The sequence below is a fragment of the Streptacidiphilus jiangxiensis genome (assembly GCF_900109465.1).
GTDB lineage: Bacteria > Actinomycetota > Actinomycetes > Streptomycetales > Streptomycetaceae > Streptacidiphilus > Streptacidiphilus jiangxiensis.
Window position 1 is genome coordinate 235,619 of the sequence record NZ_FOAZ01000001.1, and the last position, 18,233, is coordinate 253,851.

Genomic DNA, 18,233 nt, shown 5'->3' on the forward strand with positions numbered 1-18,233 from the left:
CGCGCGTGCCCCGACGTGCCGACGCCCCCCGCTTGGACGAGGGCGCGTCGCCCCCCGCGTCCTTGTCGCCACTCGTCTCGTTCACAGGTCCATCATGCCGCGCCGCTCCTCCACCCCTCGCCTCCGGGCGCTCTTGGCCCGACTCTTTGGCTCCTCAGGCCTGCGCCCACGTGGCGGAGCCGCACATCCTCTCCGCCTCGCTCGGCCTCCGTCGCCATAGCGTCGGCGCGCCCTTCAGCTCGCGGCGGCGGTTACCTCTGCCTTGCCCCCGGGCTCGGTCCCGGGCCGGCGACGCTTCATCTCCAGCCGGTCGGCGGACGGCCAGCGGACGTCCGTGGCCCACCCCAGCTGCTCGAACCAGCGGATCAGCCGGGCCGAGGAGTCGAGCTGGCCGCGCAGTACGCCGTGGCGGGCGGAGGTCGGGTCGGCGTGGTGCAGGTTGTGCCAGGACTCGCCGCAGGACAGGATCGCCAGCCACCAGACGTTGCCGCTGCGGTCGCGCGAGCGGAACGGACGGGAGCCGACCGCGTGGCAGATCGAGTTGATCGACCAGGTGACGTGGTGCAGCAGGGCGATGCGGACCAGCGAGCCCCAGAAGAAGGCGGTCACCGCGCCCTGCCAGGACCACGACCACAGGCCGCCCACCAGCGGCGGCAGCAGCACCGACACCAGGGTGAAGAGGAAGAACTGGCGAGAGATCCAGTGGATCGCCCGGTCCTTGACCAGATCCGGTGCGTACTGCTGCTGCGGCGTCTGCTCCTCGTCGAAGAGCCAGCCCATGTGCGCCCACCACAGGCCGCGCAGCAGCGCGGGCACGGTCTCGCCGTAGCGCCAGGGGGAGTGCGGGTCGCCCTCGCGGTCGGAGAACTTGTGGTGCTTGCGATGGTCGGCGACCCACCGCACGATCGGCCCCTCGACGGCGAGGCTGCCGGCCACGGCGAGGGCGAGCCGGAGCGGGCGCTTCGGCCTGAACGAGCTGTGCGTGAACAGCCGGTGGTAGCCGACGGTGATGCCGTGGCAGGTGAGGAAGTACATCACCGTCGCGATCACGACGTCGTGCCAGCCGATGCCGCGGCCCCAGGCCAGCGGAACGGCCGCGACCAGCGCGGCAAAGGGCACCACGATGAACACCCCGATGGCGATCCGTTGCAGCAGGCTCGCCGTTTCGCCGCCGCGGGTGCCGTCGGGCACCGGATCGGGGGTGGCCGACTGGCCGGGGATCCGGCGGAGGTCGGTCTCTGTGCTGGGCATGGTGGTCATGGACGTCCCTCGGCTCGCCTACCTACGGAACCGTAACTTACGGCATCGTAGGTTCAGTGCCCGTGGCGACGGAAGTCCACCCCCTGCTGACGTGGCGAGCGGGTGAATCTGTGTCGTCGCACAGACGGGCGCTGTTACGGCATAGTTGGGGGCGCACGTTCACCGGGGCCTTCCGGGGGGCGGCGGTCCATCCCGGATCGTCTAATGGCAGGACAGGGGATTTTGGTTCCCCGAATGAGGGTTCGATTCCTTCTCCGGGAGCTCTCGAACAGGCGCTGCCATGAGGCGCGGCTATCCTCACTGTGTTCGGGCGCGCCTGTGCGGCTCCCCTCACGGGGTGCGTGGCGGGTCCGGCGGACCCTCCCCGCTCTTTGGTCAGAGCCAGCCCCCCTGCAGAGGAGCCTGCGTCCCATGACTCCCACCGCCGTGATCGTTCTCGCCGCCGGCGAGGGCACCCGGATGAAGTCGGCCGTCCTGCCCAAGGTGCTGCACCCGCTGTGCGGACGCACCCTCGTCGGGCACGCCGTCGCGGCCGGGCGGGAGCTTGCTCCGGAGCAGCTTGTCGTCGTCGTCGGCCACATGCGGGACAAGGTCACCGCCCACCTGGCCGAGGTCGACCCCGGTGTGCGCGCCGTCGTCCAGGAGGAGCAGAAGGGCACCGGCAACGCGGTCCGTGTCGCGCTGGAGGCGCTGGGCGCCGAGGGCATCGCGCTGGACGGCACCGTCGTGGTCACCACCGGTGACACCCCGCTGCTCACCGGTGCCACCCTGCAGGCGCTCGTCGCGGCCCACGCGCAGGACGGCAACGCCGTCACCGTGCTGACCGCCGAGGTCCCGGACGCGACCGGCTACGGCCGGATCATCCGCGGCGCGGACAACGCGGTGCAGGCCATCGTCGAGCACAAGGACGCGAGCGACGAGCAGCGTGCGGTGCGCGAGATCAACTCGGGCGTCTTCGCCTTCGACGGCAAGTTGCTGGCCCAGGGCCTCGCCGAGGTGCGCACCGACAACAGCCAGGGCGAGGAGTACCTGACCGACGTCCTCGGCATCCTGCGCGAGGCGGGCCACCGGGTCGGCGCCGTCGTCGCCGCCGACTACCGCGACATCCTCGGCATCAACGACCGGGTGCAGCTCGCCGAGGCCCGCCGGATCATGAACGACCGTCTGCTGGATGCCGCCATGCGCGCCGGCGTCACCGTCGTCGACCCGGCCACCACCTGGCTGGACGTACAGGTGGGCTACGAGCGCGACGCGGTGATCCACCCGAACACCCAGCTGCACGGCGCGACCAGCGTCGGCGAGGGGGCCGAGGTCGGTCCGAACTGCACGCTGCGCGACACCGAGATCGGCGCCGGCGCGGTTGTGATCAATGCCACAGCGGAGCGGGCGGTGATCGGCGCCGGCGCGAACGTCGGCCCCTACGCCTACCTGCGCCCCGGCACGGTGCTCGGTGCCAAGGCCAAGGCCGGCACGTACGTCGAGATGAAGAACGCCGTGGTCGGCGACGGTGCCAAGGTGCCGCACCTCAGCTACGTCGGCGACGCGACCATCGGCGAGGGCACGAACATCGGCGCGGCCTCCGTCTTCGTCAACTACGACGGCGTCAACAAGCACCGCACCACCATCGGGGCGCACTGCCGCACCGGCTCTGACAACATGTTCGTCGCCCCTGTGACGGTCGGGGACGGGGCCTACACGGCGGCCGGCTCGGTGATCTACCAGGACGTGCCCGCGGGTGCGTTGGGCGTCACACGTCCGCAGCAGCGCAACATCGAGGGCTGGGTCGAGCGCAAGCGCCCCGGAACCGCGTCGGCGCAGGCCGCAGCGGCTGCGAAGGCAGCGGCGGAAGAGGCCTGAGGGGCTGCTTCGACCACTCCCTCAGGTGACCCGGGCGCGACGTGGACCTCCACGGACGCGTAACCTGGTGGACATCCACACACCTAAGGGCCGCGCCAGGCCAGTGTCCGCCTGCGGATGTGCAAGCTACCTGGGTGTACAAAGCAACAAGGAGACGGTTGCAGTGACCGGGATCAAGTCCTCGGGCTCACGGAAGTTGATGCTCTTCTCCGGCCGTGCACACCCGGCGCTCGCGAGCGAGGTGGCCGAGCAACTGGGTGTCGAGTTGGTCCCCACCAAGGCACTGGACTTCGCCAACGGTGAGATCTACATCCGCTACCAGGAGTCGGTCCGTGGCGCGCACGCCTTCGTGCTGCAGAGTCACACCGCTCCGATCAACCAGTGGATCATGGAGCAGCTGATCATGATCGACGCGCTCAAGCGCGCGTCGGTCAAGACCATCACCGTGATCATGCCGTTCTACGGCTACGCACGTCAGGACAAGAAGCACCTCGGCCGAGAGCCCATCTCCGCCCGCCTGATAGCGGACCTGCTGAAGACGGCGGGCGCCGACCGGCTGATCTCCGTGGACCTGCACACCGCGCAGATCCAGGGCTTCTTCGACGGTCCGGTCGACCACCTCTTCGCGCTGCCGCTCCTGGCCGACTACGTGGGCTCCAAGGTCGACCGCAACAAGCTCACCGTCGTCTCCCCGGACGCCGGCCGCGTGCGCGTGGCCGACCAGTGGTCCGACCGCCTGGGCGCGCCGCTGGCGATCATCCACAAGCGCCGTGACCCGAACGTGGCCAACAAGGTCATGTCCGCCGAGGTCGTCGGTGACGTCAAGGGCCGCGTCTGCGTCCTGGTCGACGACATGATCGACACCGGCGGCACGATCGTCGCCGCCGCGGACGCGCTGTTCGAGCAGGGTGCGGAGGACGTCATCGTCGCCGCCACGCACGGTGTCCTGTCCGGCCCGGCCGCGGACCGCCTGAAGAACTCGCGGGCCAGCGAGTTCGTCTTCACCGACACGCTGCCGACCCCGGGCGAGCTGTCCAAGGAGATCGACAAGGTCACCACGCTCTCCATCGCCCCGCTGATCGCCCGCGCGATCCGCGAGGTCTTCGACGACGGCTCGGTCACCAGCCTCTTCGACGAGCGCGCCTGATCGCTCGTCTGATTGATCGTTTTGGCTCCCTCGGCGGGCTTGGGTACTCTGGGTACCTGCCCGGCGAGGGAGCCTTTTCGTGCCCAGGTACGAACCGGTTCCGTTATCGACGCGCTTCTTGTTCCAAGACGTGTGAGATGGCCGCCGAGCGCTCACCCGTTCATTACGAGACAAGGAGCGCTTCCATGTCCGAGATCCGCCTTGCCGCTGAGCCCCGCAACGAGTTCGGCAAGGGTGCCGCCCGTCGCGCCCGTCGTGCCGGCCTGGTCCCCGCCGTCGTCTACGGCCACGGCCACGCCCCGGTCCACCTGAACCTGCCGGGCCACGACCTGATGCTGGCGCTGAAGACCCCGAACGCGCTGATCTCCCTGCCGATCGACGGCAAGCAGGAGTTCGTGCTGCCGAAGGCCGTCCAGCGTGAGGCCATCAAGCGCACCATCGAGCACGTCGACCTGATCCTGGTCAAGCGTGGCGAGAAGGTCACCGTCGAGGTCCCGGTCCACACCGAGGGCGAGCTGGCCCCCGGCGGCAACCTGCTCGAGCACGTCCTGAACGCCCTGCCGATCGAGGCCGAGGCCACCCACCTGCCCGAGGCCGTCACGGTCTCCATCGAGGGCCTGGAGGCCGGCGCCTCCATCCACGCCAAGGACATCACCCTCCCCTCCGGCGCCTCCCTGGCCGTCGACGAGGACGCGGTCGTCCTGCAGGTCATCGGCGCCCAGGCCGAGGCCCCGGCGGAGGAGACCGAGGAGGCCGCCGAGGCCGAGGCCACCGAGGCCTGATCCGTCCCGGATCCCTCAGCACGTCGTGCGACTGCCCCGACCGTCCGCTGTGACGGCCGGGGCAGTCCCGCTTCACCCGGTGCTTCACGACAGGAGTCGCAGGAAATGAGCGAGCAGGGCCCCTGGCTGGTGGTCGGCCTTGGCAACCCGGGCGGGCAGTACGAGGGCAACCGCCACAACATCGGTTTCATGGTGGCCGACCTGCTGGCCGAGCGGGTGGGCGGCAAGTTCAAGGCGCACAAGAGCCGGGCCCAGGTCCTGGAGGGCCGACTGGCGGGCGAGCGCGTCGTCCTGGCCAAGCCGATGTCCTTCATGAACCTCTCCGGCGGCCCCGTCGTCGCGCTGCGCGACTTCTACAAGTCCGGCGCCGACCGACTGATCGTCATCCACGACGAGCTCGACATCGACTACGCCACCCTGCGCCTCAAGCGCGGCGGCGGCGACAACGGCCACAACGGGCTCAAGTCGATCACCAAGTCCCTCGGTCCGGAGTACCTCCGCGTGCGCGCCGGCATCGGTCGCCCGCCGGGCCGGATGGAGGTCGCCGACTTCGTGCTGCGCGACTTCTCCTCCACCGAGCGCAAGGAGCTCCCCTGGTTCGTGGACCGCTGCGCTGACGCCGTGGAGGCGCTGATGCAGGAGGGCCTGGAGCGGGCGCAGTCGACGTACAACGGCTGACGCCCGCCCAGGCCCTGGGCGGGCGGGGTTACCCGAGCCCGACCCAGGTCTGCGGTCCGACGGCGTAGAGGTGGCTCCCGTCCGAGACGAGGTAGGTCACCATCCAGGTGCCACTGCGCGGATCATGTGCGCCGATCCGGTAGTGACCGTAGCGGTCGGTCCTGGCGGTGCTCATCTCGTACCAGGTCTTGCTGCCGGTCGGACGGAAGAGCAGTTGGACCGGGGCCGAGCCGAACGGCCGCCAGGCCCCGGAACGGTACTGCTGCAGCGTTCCGGAGAAACCGAGGTACTGGTTCCGGTACGGATGGCGGCTGCCGGGCGTTCCGCCGGTGATGCGGGTCGAGGTCATCGACATGTGCATCGACGGGCTCAGTGCGGGCGCGAGGTCCGGTGTCCCGGGGAAGTAGAGGCGCCAGTACCCGTTGGCCGTGCCGTTGTAGGTCGCGTAGAAGTGGACCGTGTTGCTGGGGACGCCCGGGCGTCCGAGCCGGGTCCAGCCGACGAAGTGCCAGTTCTTGTTGTCCGACGAGTACTGGACGGCGACGCTCAGTTTGTTGTCGGGGATGCCCGGTCCACCCTGCGCGGACAGCGTGGCGCTGATGTCCGCCTCCCCGTACGGGTCCTCGTCGTAGGACAGCCAACTGAAGTTGGTGGCGATCGGGATGTGGACGTACACCGCGGGTGAGGTGCTGCCGCTCAGGTAGACGCCGCTCCGCCCGAAGCGGTCGGTGTCCCCGCCGGTCGTGAACTGGTAGCTGCCGAAGTACGGCACCGTGGCGTGGAACACGCCGTCCTGACCTGTGAACACGGTGTACTGGCCGTCGACCTGGTAGGTCACCGCCAGATCGGGAACCGGCAACCACGTGTTCCCGACCTGCCGTTCGACCACACCGCTGAGCGCGACCGGACCGGACTTCACGTAGTACTGCTGCGGCTCCAGCAGTCGGATCCGCGTCTTCTCCTGAGCGATGCTCACGGTGTTGCTCGTGGCCGAGCTCTGGATCCGGTACGGCGTACTGCCGCCGCTGCGGACGTAACCGCCCGTCAGGGCGAGCGTCGGTCCGCTGTCGACCGTTACCGTGGTGGTGAAATCGCCGTTGGCGTCCGGGACGGCGTCGCCACCCTCGATCAGGGCGTAGCTGCACCCGACCGAGAACGAGAGCTTGTCGGGCGCGAGTGTGCCGCCCGTGTCGGGATCGGTGATCGTCACGTGTCCGGTGACGGCCACGGAGCGGTGGTCGTAGTCGACCGTGGCCGGGCTCGCCGCCAGGGACGTCACCGTGACGACTGCCGCGTCCGTGTACGTGCCGACGTCGGGGATCAGCGCGGTGCGACCCGCGGCGTCGGTCACCTCGGCCGTGATGTCGTAGGTGCCCAGTCGGGGCATGGTCACCGGGCCCGGCGTGTCCCACGTCGCGGACCCGGCGTAGTAGCGGGTGAGCCCCGGCACGACCAGGTCGTCGGGGGCGTCCGCGGGGGAACCCTGGAGCCGGAGGTGGAGGGTCACCGAGGTGACGGCACCGATGTCCTCGCCGCCCTGGGCGTTGACGTCCCAGGCGATGACGGAGAGCTTCCGGTCGGTGCCGCCCATGGCGTCACCCGCGAAGGGCAGTCCGGGCGTGGCCACGGTGAGGACCGGTGGACCGGAGGGCGTGGGCGTGGGTGACGGGCTGTCCGTCGCGCCCGGGATCGCGCTCCCGCTCGGGCTCGCGCTCCCGCTCGGGCTCGGGCTCCCGCTCGGGCTCGGCGAGGGGTCGGCGGTGGCCTGGGCGGGAACGGAGAGGAGGGCCGCCAGCAGCGCGGTGGCCGCGGCGGTGGGAATGGCGGAACGTGGCCTCACGCTGAGATCCCCCTGGAAGAAACGTGGCTCATGTGCGCCGGCTGTGCCGAACATGAGCAGTGCGCGCGTGAGCCTAGTGCGATGGCGCAAAACCGACTGCGGCCGGTGTCCGGATTGCTCCGGAAACCGACCGCAGTTGCTGCACGAATCGTTATCTGGCCAGTTGTCAGCCCGTGTTGCGCAGACCGGCCGCCACGCCGTTGACGGTGAGGAGCAGGGCGCGCGAGCGCAGCGGGTCCTCGGAGATGTGGTTGGCGGCGTCCTCACGCTGGCGGCGCAGCAGCGCGACCTGGAGGTAGGAGATCGGGTCGAGGTAGGCGTCGCGGATCGCGAAGGTCTGCTGCAGTACCGGCTGGTGCTGCAGGAGTTCGGTTTCCCCGGTGACCCGGAGCACCTCCTTGACCGTCAGTTCGTGCTCGGCCTCGATGAGGTCGAAGACGTGCCGCAGTTCCTTCGGGACCAGCTGCTCGACGTAGTGGCGGGCGATCCGCAGGTCCGTCTTGGCCAGCGTCATGGTGACGTTGGAGAGGAAGTTGCGGAAGAAGTGCCACTGGCCGTGCATCTCGTCGAGGATCTCGCCGAGGCCCGCCTCGCGGGCGGAGGCGAGGCCGGAGCCGACGCCGTACCAGCCGGGGACGATCTGGCGGGTCTGCGTCCAGCCGAAGACCCACGGGATCGCACGCAGGCCGTCCAGGCCCGCGCCCGAGTCCGGGCGGCGGGACGGGCGGGAGCCCAGGTGCAGGGAGGCCAGCTGGTCGACCGGGGTGGCGGCGAAGAAGTACGCCGGCAGGTCCGGGTCCTCGACCAGGCGGCGGTAGGCCGCGTGCGCGCCGTCGGAGACGGTGTCCATGGTCGCGTCCCAGCGGGCCAGCGCCTCCTCCGACTGGCGCGGGGAGGTGTGCATGGCGGAGGCCTCCAGCGTCGCGGAGACCGTCAGCTCCAGGTTCTCCCGGGCCAGCGACGGGATCAGGTACTTGTCCGAGATCACCTCGCCCTGCTCCGTCACCTTGATCTCGCCCTCCAGCGTGCCCCACGGCTGCGCCAGGATCGCCTCGTGCGAGGGGCCGCCGCCGCGGCCGACGGTGCCGCCGCGGCCGTGGAAGAGCCGCAGCCGGACGCCGTAGCGGTGCGCGACGTCGCGCAGGCGGCGCTGGGCGCGGTGGATCTCCCACTGCGAGGTGGTGATGCCGCCGAACTTGGAGGAGTCGGAGTAGCCAAGCATGACCTCCTGGACGTCGCCGCGCAGCGCGACCAGGCGGCGGTAGGAGGGGTCGCGCAGCATCTCGTCGAGGATGGTGTCGGCGGCCCGCAGCTCGTCGGTGGTCTCCAGCAGCGGCACGATGCCGATCCGGGCGACGCCGGCGTGCAGGTCGATGAGGCCGGCCTCGCGGGCCAGGACCGCGGCCGCGAACACGTCGTCCGCGCCCTGGCACATGGAGATGATGTAGCTCTCCACGATCTCCGGGCCGAACCGCTCGAACGCGTCGCGCACCGTCGCGAAGACCCCGAGCGTCTTCGCGCCGGCGGCGTCCAGCGGGGCCGGGATCGGGGCCAGCGGACGGCGGGAGCGGAGCTCCTTCGCCAGCAGCCGCTGCCGGTACTCGCGCGGCATGTCGGTGTAGCGCCAGGCCTCCTCGCCGAGCCGGTCGAAGAGCTGGCCGAGCGCGTGGTGGTGGGCGTCGGCGTGCTCGCGCACGTCCATCGTGGCCAGCTGGAGGCCGAACGCGGCGATGGTGCGGATCGCCCGGTTCATCCGGCCGTCCGCGATCAGGCCGCCCTTGTGGGCGCGCAGGGAGGTCTGGATGACCTCCAGGTCCGCCAGCAGATCGCCAGTGCCGAGGTAGTCGCGGCCGGGCACGTGCGGGGTGTTGTGGGCCAGGCGCTCCTTGGTGCCGAGCAGCTTCTGCCGGATGCAGGTGGCCTTGAGGCGGTAGGGCTCCTCGGCGTTCATCCGCTTGTAGCGCGGGCTGATCTCCGGGAGGTTCTCCAGGTCGGCCGCGAGGCTCTGCAGCAGCTCCTCGCTGGCGCCGGAGAGCCGGACCGAGGAGGACAGGGCGCCGCGCAGCTCGTCGATCACGTCGAGGGCGTCGTTGATGCCGTACTCGTGCTGCAGGACCAGCACGTCGAGGGTCACCTCGGGGGTGACGTTCGGGTTGCCGTCGCGGTCGCCGCCGATCCAGGTGCCGAACGTCAGCGGGCGGACCCCCTCGGGCAGCTTGACGCCGACCCGGGCCAGCTCCTCGTACAGCTCCTCCAGCACGTCCGGGACCGCGCGCTTGTAGAGCTCGTCCAGGTAGTAGACGGCGTTGCGTGCCTCGTCGGACGGCTCGGGGCGGGCGATGCGCAGCTCGTCGGTCTGCCACAGCAGGTCGATGACCTCGGCCAGACGCCGGTCGGCCTGGCGGCGGCCGGTCGGACGGGAGGGCGTGTCGGTGGTGTCCAGCAGTTCGGCGATCCGGCGCAGCTTCTGCAGCACGCTGCGGCGCGCGGCCTCGGTGGGGTGCGCGGTGAAGACCGGGCGGACGTTGAGGTGCTGCAGCGTCACGGCCAGGTGCTGCGGATCCGCGTCGACGAGCTTGTCGACGGTGCGGGAGAGGAGACTCCCGTTGCTGTCGCGGTTGGCGTTCAGCTCGCGGCCGCGGTGCACCTGCTCCGCGACGTTCGCCAGGTGGAAGTAGGTGGAGAAGGCCCGTACCAGCTTGGCGGCGGTGGCCAGATCGGTCTCCTCCAACAGCCGGGCCGCGGCCGCGCCGTCACTGCGCGTCAGCGCGCGGACCTCCTCGACGAGGTCGAGCAGCTCCTGGCCCTCCTGGCGGACCAGGGTCTCGCCGAGCAGGTCTCCGAGCCGGCGGATGTCGGCGCGCAGCGCGCTGTTGTCCGGGGCGGGGGCGGGGATGTCCGAGGCGGGGACGGTGGCCTCGCGGTCGTCGCTCACGCTGGTGCTCCCTTGCGGGGTGGGGGGAACGGACAAGGGCGTGTGCGGACCACGCTGTCCGCTCGAGTAGCAGTTGCCTGCGTCGTGCTCGAGATGCGGTTGATCTCTCGCGGTCCAGCATAGGTTGCGGCGAGTGACCGTCCACGGGGATGGCCGCCATGCGGACAGGCGGGTGGGTGCCCGCACAGCCCTTGGGCTTCCTTTTACCCTTGTGGCATGAGGGTGGGAGCGTGGACGCGCCGACGGAGCATGTGGCTCGACATCGGCCTGGCGGTGGTCGCGGCGGGGGAGTGCGCCTCGTCGGCGGCTGTCTTCGCGTTCCGTCAGGGCCTCGGCACGGCGGCCGTCGCCGCCGTCGCAGTCTTCGGCCTGGTGGCGGGCGCGACGCTGCTGGTCCGGCGCCGCTGGCCGCTGATCCCGGTGGCCGCGGCGCTCGCGACGATCCCGCTGGCCGCGGGCTACACGCTGCTCATGATCGGGCTCTACACCCTGGGCGCGTACCGACCCGAGGGTGCCGCCGGACGCTTCGCCGAGCGGCGGGCGATGAGCGCGCTGTGCGGGCTGGCGATCGCGGAGACCGTGATCGTCTCCACGCTCACCCTGGGCACCCAGCAGCAGAACGCGCTGCGACAAGGCGTGCCGGAGTACGTCCTGATCATTCTGTCGGTGCTGGTCGCGGTGGCGATCAGCGTGCCGCCGGCGATTCTCGGCCTCTACATCGGCGCCAAGCGCCGGCTCTGGGTCGCCCTCCACGAGCGCGCGCAGGGCTTGGAGACGGAGCTGAGCCTGCTGGCCGACCAGGCGCACGAGCGTGCACGCCGGGCGCGCATGGAGGAACGCACCCGGATCGCCCGCGAGATGCACGACGTGGTCGCCCACCGGGTCAGCCTGCTGGTGGTGCACGCGAGCGCGCTGGAGCGGGTCGTCCACAAGGATCCCGACCGTGCCGCGCAGAGCGCGCGTCTCATGGGCGACATCGGCCGGCAGGCTCTGGACGAGCTGCGGCAGATCCTCGGGGTGCTGCGCGCGGTCGAGCCGGACGAGGCGCCGACCTCCGCGTCCCAGACTGGCGCGGAGCCGCGGACGGCGGGGCCGACGGGTGCCACCCGTGCGGGCGCGCCGACCGGGAACGGCGGCGGGTTCGGGCGAGAGCCCCGGGAGCCCGACGAGCTCGGACTCGCCGACCTGCCCAAGCTCGTCGACGAGTCGCGGGCGGCGGGCCTCGGCGTCCGCTACACCCTCGGAGGCCTGCGCCGGCCACTGCCGGCCCAGGCCGAGCGGACCGCGTACCGGGTGGTCCAGGAGGCGCTGACGAACGTGCTCAAGCACGCCCCCGGGACGAATGTCGAGGTCGTCATCGCCTACGTCGCGGGCGGTGTGGCGCTCGCCGTCTCCAACACCTGTCCCGCGGCCGACCTCACTCCGGCGGCCGATCGCGGGCTGCCCAGCGGCGGCAACGGCCTCGTCGGCATGCGGGAACGCGTCCACGCCCTCGGCGGCACCTTCGCCGCCGGGCCGACGGCGGAGGGCGGCTACCGCGTCGAGGCCCGGCTGCTGACCGCGTCGTGAACGTGTGCTGGAACGCTCGCTGACCTGGTGAGTTCCGGGCCGTCGAGGGGGAGGGGCGAGCGCGTATGTCCTCGGTGGGTATCGGGGTCGCGATCGGTGCGGGCCTGGGCGTCGGACTCGGTGCCGGTGGGGCGGTCACGCTGCTGCGGCGCGGCGAGCGGGCCGACCTGAGGCGGGCCGAACGGTTCGCCCGGGAACAGGACCTGTGGCTGCCGCCGGAGATCGCCCGCGCGGTGGGTGCGCGCGCACGGGTGCGCACCGGGCTCGGCACGGTGCTGTCCCCGCTGGTCGGTGCGCCGCTCCTGGGCTGGTTCTTCGGCCGCCGTGTTCGCCGCCTGGGCACGGAGCGGTTGCAGCTGCGCGTGCTGAACGCGCGTCGGCCTGCGCTGGGCGGCCCGGAGCTCGCCTTCGACGAGGCGTTCCGGGTCGCCACGGTGCTGCCGCAGGTCCTTCTCGCGCCGGTCTTCGTCACCCTCGCGGGGATGGTCTGCCTGCGGACGCTGCACCAGGGCGGGAGTAGGGTGAGCCTGCTGTTCATGCTCTGGACGGCCGGTGCGGCGTGCGGTTCGCTCGTGCTCAACGCCCTGGTCGTGCCGCCCTCGGTGCGGCGGTACTACCGTAGGAGGCTGCCGTTGTCCCGAGTGTCGGAGACCGCACCGTGCTGATCGCCCTCGACCCCTCCTCCCACGTCCCGCCCTTCGAGCAGATCCGCGCGCAGGTCGCCGCCGCGGCCGCCAGCGGCGAGGCTCCCGTCGGCACGAAGCTGCCGACCGTCCGCAAGCTGGCCGAGGACCTCGGCCTGGCGGTCAACACCGTGGCCAAGGCCTACCGCGAGCTGGAGACCGCGGGCGTGGTCGAGACCCGCGGACGCGCCGGCACCGTTGTCGCCGCGTCCGGCGACCGCTCGCTCGCGGAGATCGCGAGGGCCGCCGCGGCGTTCGCGCAGCGGGCGAAGGCCCTGGGCCTCCAGGAGGCCCAGGCCCGCACCCTGGTGGAGACGGCCCTCCACGAGGCGTACGGCGCTTAGGCGCCGGACGGGGCCGAGGGCCTGCCTGACAACCCTCAGGGCCTGTCGGCCGCCTGCGCCTGCGGGCTCACATCGCGTCCGTCAGGAACCGCAGGCGCTCGGCCCGCAGGCCGTTGATCAGCGTGGTGAGCGCCTGGTCCATCGAGTGGCCGAGGAACCACTCGCCCGCGTGGTCGAGGCTGTAGACACGACCCACCGCGTCGATCGCGAGCAGCGCCGCGCCGTCACGCTCCTCACCGAGCGGGGCGACCGGGAGCTCCAGGGAGCGGCCCAGGTCGGCCAGCGTGCGCGGTTGGTGAAGCCCTCTCAGCGGGTCGATGGCGAACGGGGTCCGGGCGACCTCGATACCGGGGCCGTCCAGGTCGACCGCTATCTCGCCGAACTCCGCCCACGCCTCCAGCGCGGCCGGGAACACCGTGTGCCGGTGGCCCTCCGGCGAGACGTAGCCGGAGAGCCGCGCGGCCCACGCCTCCGCCATTGGCAGGCGCTTACGGTCCGGGAACCAGCCCGCCTTGGCGAGGGCGGACGCGACGTCCGCCGGGAACCGTGCCTCCATGGTGGTGCGACCTCCCCTCGTCACTTCGTCCTCGGGTGCAGCGAGATGGTCTTGACGCCGAAGTGCGCGAGCAGCGGCTCGCAGCTGCGGCACGGCGGCTGGTGGGTGCCGTGGGCCGGATCGCCCTCCTCGCGGATCCGGACCGTCGTCATCTTCGCGCCGCGCAGTGCCTTGCGTGCGTCGCCCTCCCCGAACGACTTCCGCGCGGCCCGGCCGGAGCGCCCCGACTCCGTCTGGTCGAGGAACTGCGACAGCAGCACCGCCTCCGGGCAGCGCCCGGTGTACCGCTCCCGGTGCTCCACCGGGAGCCCCGCCAGGAACTCGCCGACGAGCGGGTGCAGCAGCGGCGGCTCGGACTTCTCGCTGACGTGTGTATAGGTATCACCCCGCACCGACAGCGCCGCGGCCACGATCGGCATCAGGCTGTCCCGGCGGTGGCGCAGCAGTGGAGCGGGCGCATGTCTGCGCTGGTGATGTGTGGTCTCCATGAACAGTGGTTCCTTTCCCCCGTCAACCCCCGTCAACGTGCTGTGGATCAGACTGCCAAATACCCCCAGAGACACTGAAGTCGGGGGTGTGTTCGATAGCGGACCGATGGGGCGTCGTGACGGGGGAGATCCCTGGTGGCCGGGAAGCCCCTAGGCTGGGCTCCGGCAGTCAGTTCCAGCAGGGGGCAAACTCCATGACGACAGGTCGGCCCAACGGGGCCTACGCCGGGCAGGTCGTGCAATTTCCCGATCCGCTGCGGGCGCAGCAATACCCCTCCGGGGTAAGGATCGACGCAGAGGGCAGGCCCGACTTCTCTCCGTACGCCCGGGCCGCCGCGGAGATCGCGGACCCACCCGAGGGCTTCGGCGTCGACGAGCTGCGGCTCACCGACTACGTCTCCGCCAACGCCGCGCTGCGCGCCGAGGGCCACGAGCTGTGGGCGGACGTCGAGAGCCCCGTCGGTACACCGGCCGGTTGGACGTGGCACCACTCGGTGACCCCGGCCACCCCCGGCAGCCGTCGGCTCGAACTGATCCCGGTCGAGGTCAAGGCGCTGCTACGGCACCACGCCGGCCTGGCCGGCTCCCGCGCGGACCACGCCAAGCGCGGCACCCGCCCGCTGCAGGAGCGCCGGCCCGTCCACTTCGCGCTCCCGGGCGCCGGCGACGGCGCGGCGGACGCGAGTCAGGCCGGGGAGGGCGCGACGAGCGGCGAGGCGGCGGAGCATCCGAGCCCGCTGGAGATCGAGCAGCGCCTCCAGACGGTCGAGGAGGCGCTCGGCTACACCCTCCCGGGCCCCTACCGGATCTTCCTCAAGGCGGCGGGCGGCCGGGCCCCCAAGGGCCTCGGGCTCGACACCGAGCTCGGCATCCTCGTGGACCAGCCGTTCTTCGGGCTGCCCGCGCAGCGTTCCCTCGGCGACCTTGCCTACATCAACAAGTGCCTACGCGACCACGTGACCAAGGACTACCTCGGCATCGGCTTCGCCCAGGGCGGCCTGCTGGTGATCAAGGTCCGCGGCGAGCGGATCGGCACGGTCTGGTTCCTGCCCTACGACGACGCGCGCGACGACGCCGACCCGTCCCTGACGCCCCAGCAGCGCTGCGAGCGCCTGCTGCTGCCGTGCGGCGACGACTTCGACGCGTTCCTGCTGCGGCTGGCGGGCAGCCCGCCGGAGCTCCAGACGGTGGCGGAACTGATGGTGGACGGCGGGTTCGCGCGTGCCGTCCCGGTGAAGGGTTGAGGGGGTCGTCGCCGTGGTGACGTACGCGGAGGCGCAGCAGCGCGCCGAGGAGTGGATCAACGACGGCGTGCCCGCGTGGCTGCGCCGTGAGGTGCGGGTGCGCGAGTTCGACCTGGGCTTCGTCGCCTGGGCGGTGGACCGCACCGACGGCCCGTCCTCGGACGGGGGCGCGGCGCGGATGGTGATCGCCCGCGACACCGGCGCGGTCACGCTCTGGCCGGCCCTGCCGATCAACGACGTGGTCCGGCGGTACGAGGAGGTCTACGGTCGCCCCGCCGGGGCGACGCCGCAGGCGCCGACGTCGGCGGCGGCCGAGCGCGACCTGGTCGAGGCGACCTCCTTCCTGCTCAGCCCCCCGCAGTGGCTGGAGGAGGCCGCGGCGAAGGCCCGTGCGGAGGAGGCGGCGAGCCTCCAGGTCGCCCCACCGGTCCGTCCCGGCCCGCCGGGCGATGTTCCGACGATGCTGGCGCCGCCTCCGGCGGCACCGGTTCCGGCACCGGTTCCGGCGCAGGTTCCGGCGCAGGCGGGTGCGGGCAACGGTGCCGTCGCGGGCGAGAGCGCGGCGGCGGGCAGTGGAGCGGACGTGTCCGTGGGCGCGTCCGTGGGCGGCAACGCGGTGGCTGCGCCGCCTGCGCCTGCGCCTGCGCCTGCGCCTGCGGCCCCGCCGGCGCCGCCCGACGCGCCGCAGTCGGATCCGTCGCCGTGGGCCGGCGGCCCCGGTCCGCAGGAGTTCGGGGCCTCCCGGATCCCCGGCGCCCCGAACGATCCCTTCGCCGAGCAGGCGCCGCCAGCCGCGGCCGCAGGCGCCGCGGCCGCGTCGGGGTACGGCTACCCGCAGGGCCCGGTCGCTCCGCCGGCAGGCGCGGGCGGCTACGGCTACCCGCAGTCCGGCCAGGGGCCCGGGGCGCCGGTGGCGGGCACGCCCGACGGTGCCGGCTCCGGTTCCGGCGGCTACGGGTTCCCGCAGCAGGGCGCGGCCGCGGGCTCCTACGGTTTCCCTCCGGCGGCAGGCGCGGCGGCCCCCATCGGGATGCCGAACGGACCCGTGGGTGGTCCGGGTGTGCCGCCGCCTCCGCCAGGGATGCCGGTGGGTGGTCCGGGTGTTCCGCCTCCGCCGCCGGGGATGCCGCTCGGTGGTCCGGGTGTGCCGCCGCCTCCGCCTGGTGCGGTGGGCGGGTCGCAGGCCGAGGGGTTGGACTACGCGCCGACGATGTTCGCCAGTCCTGGTGCGCTGCCGAAGGCGCCTGCCGCGCCCCAGGGCGGTCCGGGTCTGCCGCCGCCTCCGCCGCCGGGTCCGCTCGGCGGTCCGGCGGTGCCGCCCCCGCCGCCAGGTGCCTCGCTCGGTGGTCCGGGTGTGCCTCCGCCTCCGCCGGGGATGCCGCTCGGTGGTCCGGGTGTGCCTCCGCCTCCGCCGGGTGCGCCGCTCGGTGGTCCGGGTGTGCCTCCGCCTCCGCCGGGTGCGCCGCTCGGTGGTCCGGGTGTTCCGCCTCCGCCGCCGGGGATGCCGGTGGGTGGCCCCGGTCTGCCGCCGCCTCCGCCTGGTGCGGTGGGCGGTCCGCAGGCGGAGGGGTTGGACTACGCGCCGACGATGTTCGCCAGTCCTGGTGCGCTGCCGAAGGCGCCTGCCGCGCCCCAGGGTGGGCCGGGTCTGCCGCCGCCTCCGCCGCCGGGTCCGCTCGGTGGCTCCGCGCTGCCGCCTCCACCGCCCGGGATGCCCGTCGGTGGGCCCGGCATGCCCCCGCCCCCGCCCGGGGCCTCGCTGGGCGGGCCGTCCGGGCCCGTCCCGGCGCAGGGGCCGGCCCCTGTCAGCGCGCCCGCGCCCGGCACGGGTGTGCCCACCGTCGGGCCGGGCTACATGGCGGTGCTGCGCTACCGCGGCCCGGACGGCTCCGAGCAGCAGGTCATCCAGCGTTCGGCGCTGGGCCTGCCGCACCCGGAGTGGCAGATCCTGCAGGAGGTGCGCCGTCTGAACGTGCCGCCGGAGCAGGTGCTGGAGCTGCACACCGAGCTGGAGTGCTGCGACCTGCCCGCCGGGTACTGCGCGCGCATGGTCAAGGAGGCCTGGCCGAACGTGCGGATCACGCACACCGCTCCCTACGGCCGGGAGGCGGGCGCGCGTCGGCGCGGCGTCGACCACCTGTTGGAGCACCTGCGCGAGCTGCACACCCACGCCGCCGGTCCGGCGCCGATCCCGTCGTCGCGGGCGCCGCTCGCGTCGGCGCAGCCGGCACCGGTGCCGCAGCCGCAGGCACTGGCCCAGGAGCTGCAGGCGGCGTTCGGCGACCAGAACCTGTTCCGCTTCGATCCGCAGGCGGTCTCGCGTGCGGGCGTGCCGCAGGAGGTCCAGTCGACGTTGACGTGGGCGGGGCTGCCGCGGGAGTTCGGCCCGTTCTTCTGGGCGCAGGCCCAGCCGGGGCAGCCGATCCCGACGCTGGCGGAGCTCGCGGCGGAGCGTGGCCTGACCGCGGGACCGGACGCGGGCACGTACCTCGTCGTCGGCAACGACTACGGACGGCAGCTCTGCGTCCAGTACGGCACGAACGCGATCGTCGCGGTCGACCTCGGCACGGCGGGCCAGCCGGCCGGGCCGGAGGGGACGCAGCCGCGGTTCGTGAACACCGGGCTGCCGCAGTTCGTCCGCTGCCTCGCGGTGCTGGGGAGGCTGTGGCGGTTCCGCTTCGGGCTGACCCAGGAGCAGGCCGGCCGGTGGACGACCGACTTCCAGAACGAGGTCAACGCGATCGACCCGGCGGCCCTGGCCTCGCCGGAGAACTGGTGGGCCGTGGTGCTGGAGCAGTTCTGGGACGGCCTGCTGTAGCGGGTCGGATCTGAGCGGAGAAGAGGGGACCG

General features: G+C 72.4%; 14 protein-coding genes and 1 tRNA gene. 10 read left to right on the forward strand and 5 right to left on the reverse strand.

The features are described from left to right. Positions 1-234: 234 nt before the first annotated feature. Positions 235-1,251, reverse strand: a complete 1,017-nt coding sequence (locus BMY61_RS01055) for an acyl-CoA desaturase (protein ID WP_143094117.1) — start codon at positions 1,249-1,251, stop codon at positions 235-237. A gap of 199 nt (positions 1,252-1,450) precedes the next feature. On the opposite strand from BMY61_RS01055, the gene BMY61_RS01060 reads away from it, so the two are divergent. The 5 genes from BMY61_RS01060 (at position 1,451) to pth (ending at position 5,724) form a co-directional block, all read left to right on the forward strand. Further along, a tRNA-Gln gene (locus tag BMY61_RS01060) sits at positions 1,451-1,521 on the forward strand. A gap of 150 nt (positions 1,522-1,671) precedes the next feature. Beyond that, complete coding sequence (gene glmU, locus BMY61_RS01065; protein ID WP_042442107.1) at positions 1,672-3,117, forward strand: bifunctional UDP-N-acetylglucosamine diphosphorylase/glucosamine-1-phosphate N-acetyltransferase GlmU; 1,446 nt, start codon at positions 1,672-1,674, stop codon at positions 3,115-3,117. 163 nt (positions 3,118-3,280) lie between these two features. Continuing rightward, entirely contained in the window at positions 3,281-4,264 is a 984-nt protein-coding gene (locus tag BMY61_RS01070) for a ribose-phosphate diphosphokinase (protein WP_042442108.1), read from the forward strand. 185 nt (positions 4,265-4,449) lie between these two features. After that, entirely contained in the window at positions 4,450-5,046 is a 597-nt protein-coding gene (locus tag BMY61_RS01075; RefSeq protein WP_042442109.1) for a 50S ribosomal protein L25/general stress protein Ctc, read from the forward strand. A 105-nt stretch (positions 5,047-5,151) separates the two neighbouring features. Further along, positions 5,152-5,724 (forward strand): aminoacyl-tRNA hydrolase, encoded by a 573-nt coding sequence (gene pth / locus BMY61_RS01080; protein WP_042442110.1) that lies wholly within the window; start codon positions 5,152-5,154, stop codon positions 5,722-5,724. A 28-nt stretch (positions 5,725-5,752) separates the two neighbouring features. Here pth and BMY61_RS01085 read toward each other — a convergent pair whose 3' ends face one another. Together BMY61_RS01085 and ppc are read right to left on the reverse strand one after the other, a co-directional pair. Next, a complete protein-coding gene (locus tag BMY61_RS01085) occupies positions 5,753-7,564 on the reverse strand; it encodes a hypothetical protein (protein ID WP_042442111.1) in 1,812 nt (603 codons plus the stop codon). A 166-nt stretch (positions 7,565-7,730) separates the two neighbouring features. Beyond that, positions 7,731-10,460: a phosphoenolpyruvate carboxylase gene (gene ppc / locus BMY61_RS01090; protein ID WP_042442437.1), complete on the reverse strand. Its 2,730-nt coding sequence runs from the start codon at positions 10,458-10,460 to the stop codon at positions 7,731-7,733. Positions 10,461-10,715: 255 nt separating this feature from the next. Between ppc and BMY61_RS01095 the strand changes: the two genes are divergently transcribed. The 3 genes from BMY61_RS01095 to BMY61_RS01105 all read left to right on the forward strand — a co-directional run bounded on the left by BMY61_RS01095 (position 10,716) and on the right by BMY61_RS01105 (position 13,095). Next, positions 10,716-12,068 (forward strand): sensor histidine kinase, encoded by a 1,353-nt coding sequence (locus BMY61_RS01095; protein ID WP_042442112.1) that lies wholly within the window; start codon positions 10,716-10,718, stop codon positions 12,066-12,068. Between the two features lie 65 nt (positions 12,069-12,133). Further along, on the forward strand, positions 12,134-12,733 hold the full coding sequence (locus BMY61_RS01100; RefSeq protein ID WP_042442113.1) for a hypothetical protein: 600 nt from the start codon (positions 12,134-12,136) through the stop codon (positions 12,731-12,733). Further along, complete coding sequence (locus tag BMY61_RS01105) at positions 12,727-13,095, forward strand: GntR family transcriptional regulator (protein WP_042442114.1); 369 nt, start codon at positions 12,727-12,729, stop codon at positions 13,093-13,095. Before BMY61_RS01100 ends, BMY61_RS01105 begins: the two co-directional genes overlap by 7 nt. 67 nt (positions 13,096-13,162) lie before the next feature. Here BMY61_RS01105 and BMY61_RS01110 read toward each other — a convergent pair whose 3' ends face one another. Further along, positions 13,163-13,651 carry an SUKH-3 domain-containing protein gene (locus BMY61_RS01110; RefSeq protein WP_042442115.1) on the reverse strand — a complete coding sequence of 163 codons (489 nt, stop codon included), beginning with the start codon at positions 13,649-13,651 and terminating at the stop codon, positions 13,163-13,165. A gap of 20 nt (positions 13,652-13,671) precedes the next feature. Continuing rightward, entirely contained in the window at positions 13,672-14,139 is a 468-nt protein-coding gene (locus BMY61_RS01115) for a YwqJ-related putative deaminase (RefSeq protein WP_042442116.1), read from the reverse strand. Positions 14,140-14,333: 194 nt separating this feature from the next. Between BMY61_RS01115 and BMY61_RS01120 the strand changes: the two genes are divergently transcribed. Both BMY61_RS01120 and BMY61_RS01125 read left to right on the forward strand, forming a co-directional pair. After that, on the forward strand, positions 14,334-15,383 hold the full coding sequence (locus BMY61_RS01120) for an HNH endonuclease (protein WP_042442117.1): 1,050 nt from the start codon (positions 14,334-14,336) through the stop codon (positions 15,381-15,383). 13 nt (positions 15,384-15,396) lie between these two features. Then, positions 15,397-18,201: an SUKH-4 family immunity protein gene (locus tag BMY61_RS01125; RefSeq protein ID WP_042442118.1), complete on the forward strand. Its 2,805-nt coding sequence runs from the start codon at positions 15,397-15,399 to the stop codon at positions 18,199-18,201. Positions 18,202-18,233 lie beyond the last annotated feature (32 nt).

Coding starts and splice junctions, on each gene's coding strand:
- BMY61_RS01110 (WP_042442115.1), bottom strand. CDS start 13,651: ATGGAGGCACGGTTCCCGGCGGACGTCGCGTCCGCCCTCGCCAAGGCG.
- BMY61_RS01055 (WP_143094117.1), bottom strand. CDS start 1,251: ATGCCCAGCACAGAGACCGACCTCCGCCGGATCCCCGGCCAGTCGGCC.
- BMY61_RS01120 (WP_042442117.1), top strand. CDS start 14,334: ATGACGACAGGTCGGCCCAACGGGGCCTACGCCGGGCAGGTCGTGCAA.
- pth (WP_042442110.1), top strand. CDS start 5,152: ATGAGCGAGCAGGGCCCCTGGCTGGTGGTCGGCCTTGGCAACCCGGGC.
- BMY61_RS01100 (WP_042442113.1), top strand. CDS start 12,134: ATGTCCTCGGTGGGTATCGGGGTCGCGATCGGTGCGGGCCTGGGCGTC.
- BMY61_RS01115 (WP_042442116.1), bottom strand. CDS start 14,139: ATGGAGACCACACATCACCAGCGCAGACATGCGCCCGCTCCACTGCTG.
- glmU (WP_042442107.1), top strand. CDS start 1,672: ATGACTCCCACCGCCGTGATCGTTCTCGCCGCCGGCGAGGGCACCCGG.
- BMY61_RS01095 (WP_042442112.1), top strand. CDS start 10,716: ATGAGGGTGGGAGCGTGGACGCGCCGACGGAGCATGTGGCTCGACATC.
- BMY61_RS01075 (WP_042442109.1), top strand. CDS start 4,450: ATGTCCGAGATCCGCCTTGCCGCTGAGCCCCGCAACGAGTTCGGCAAG.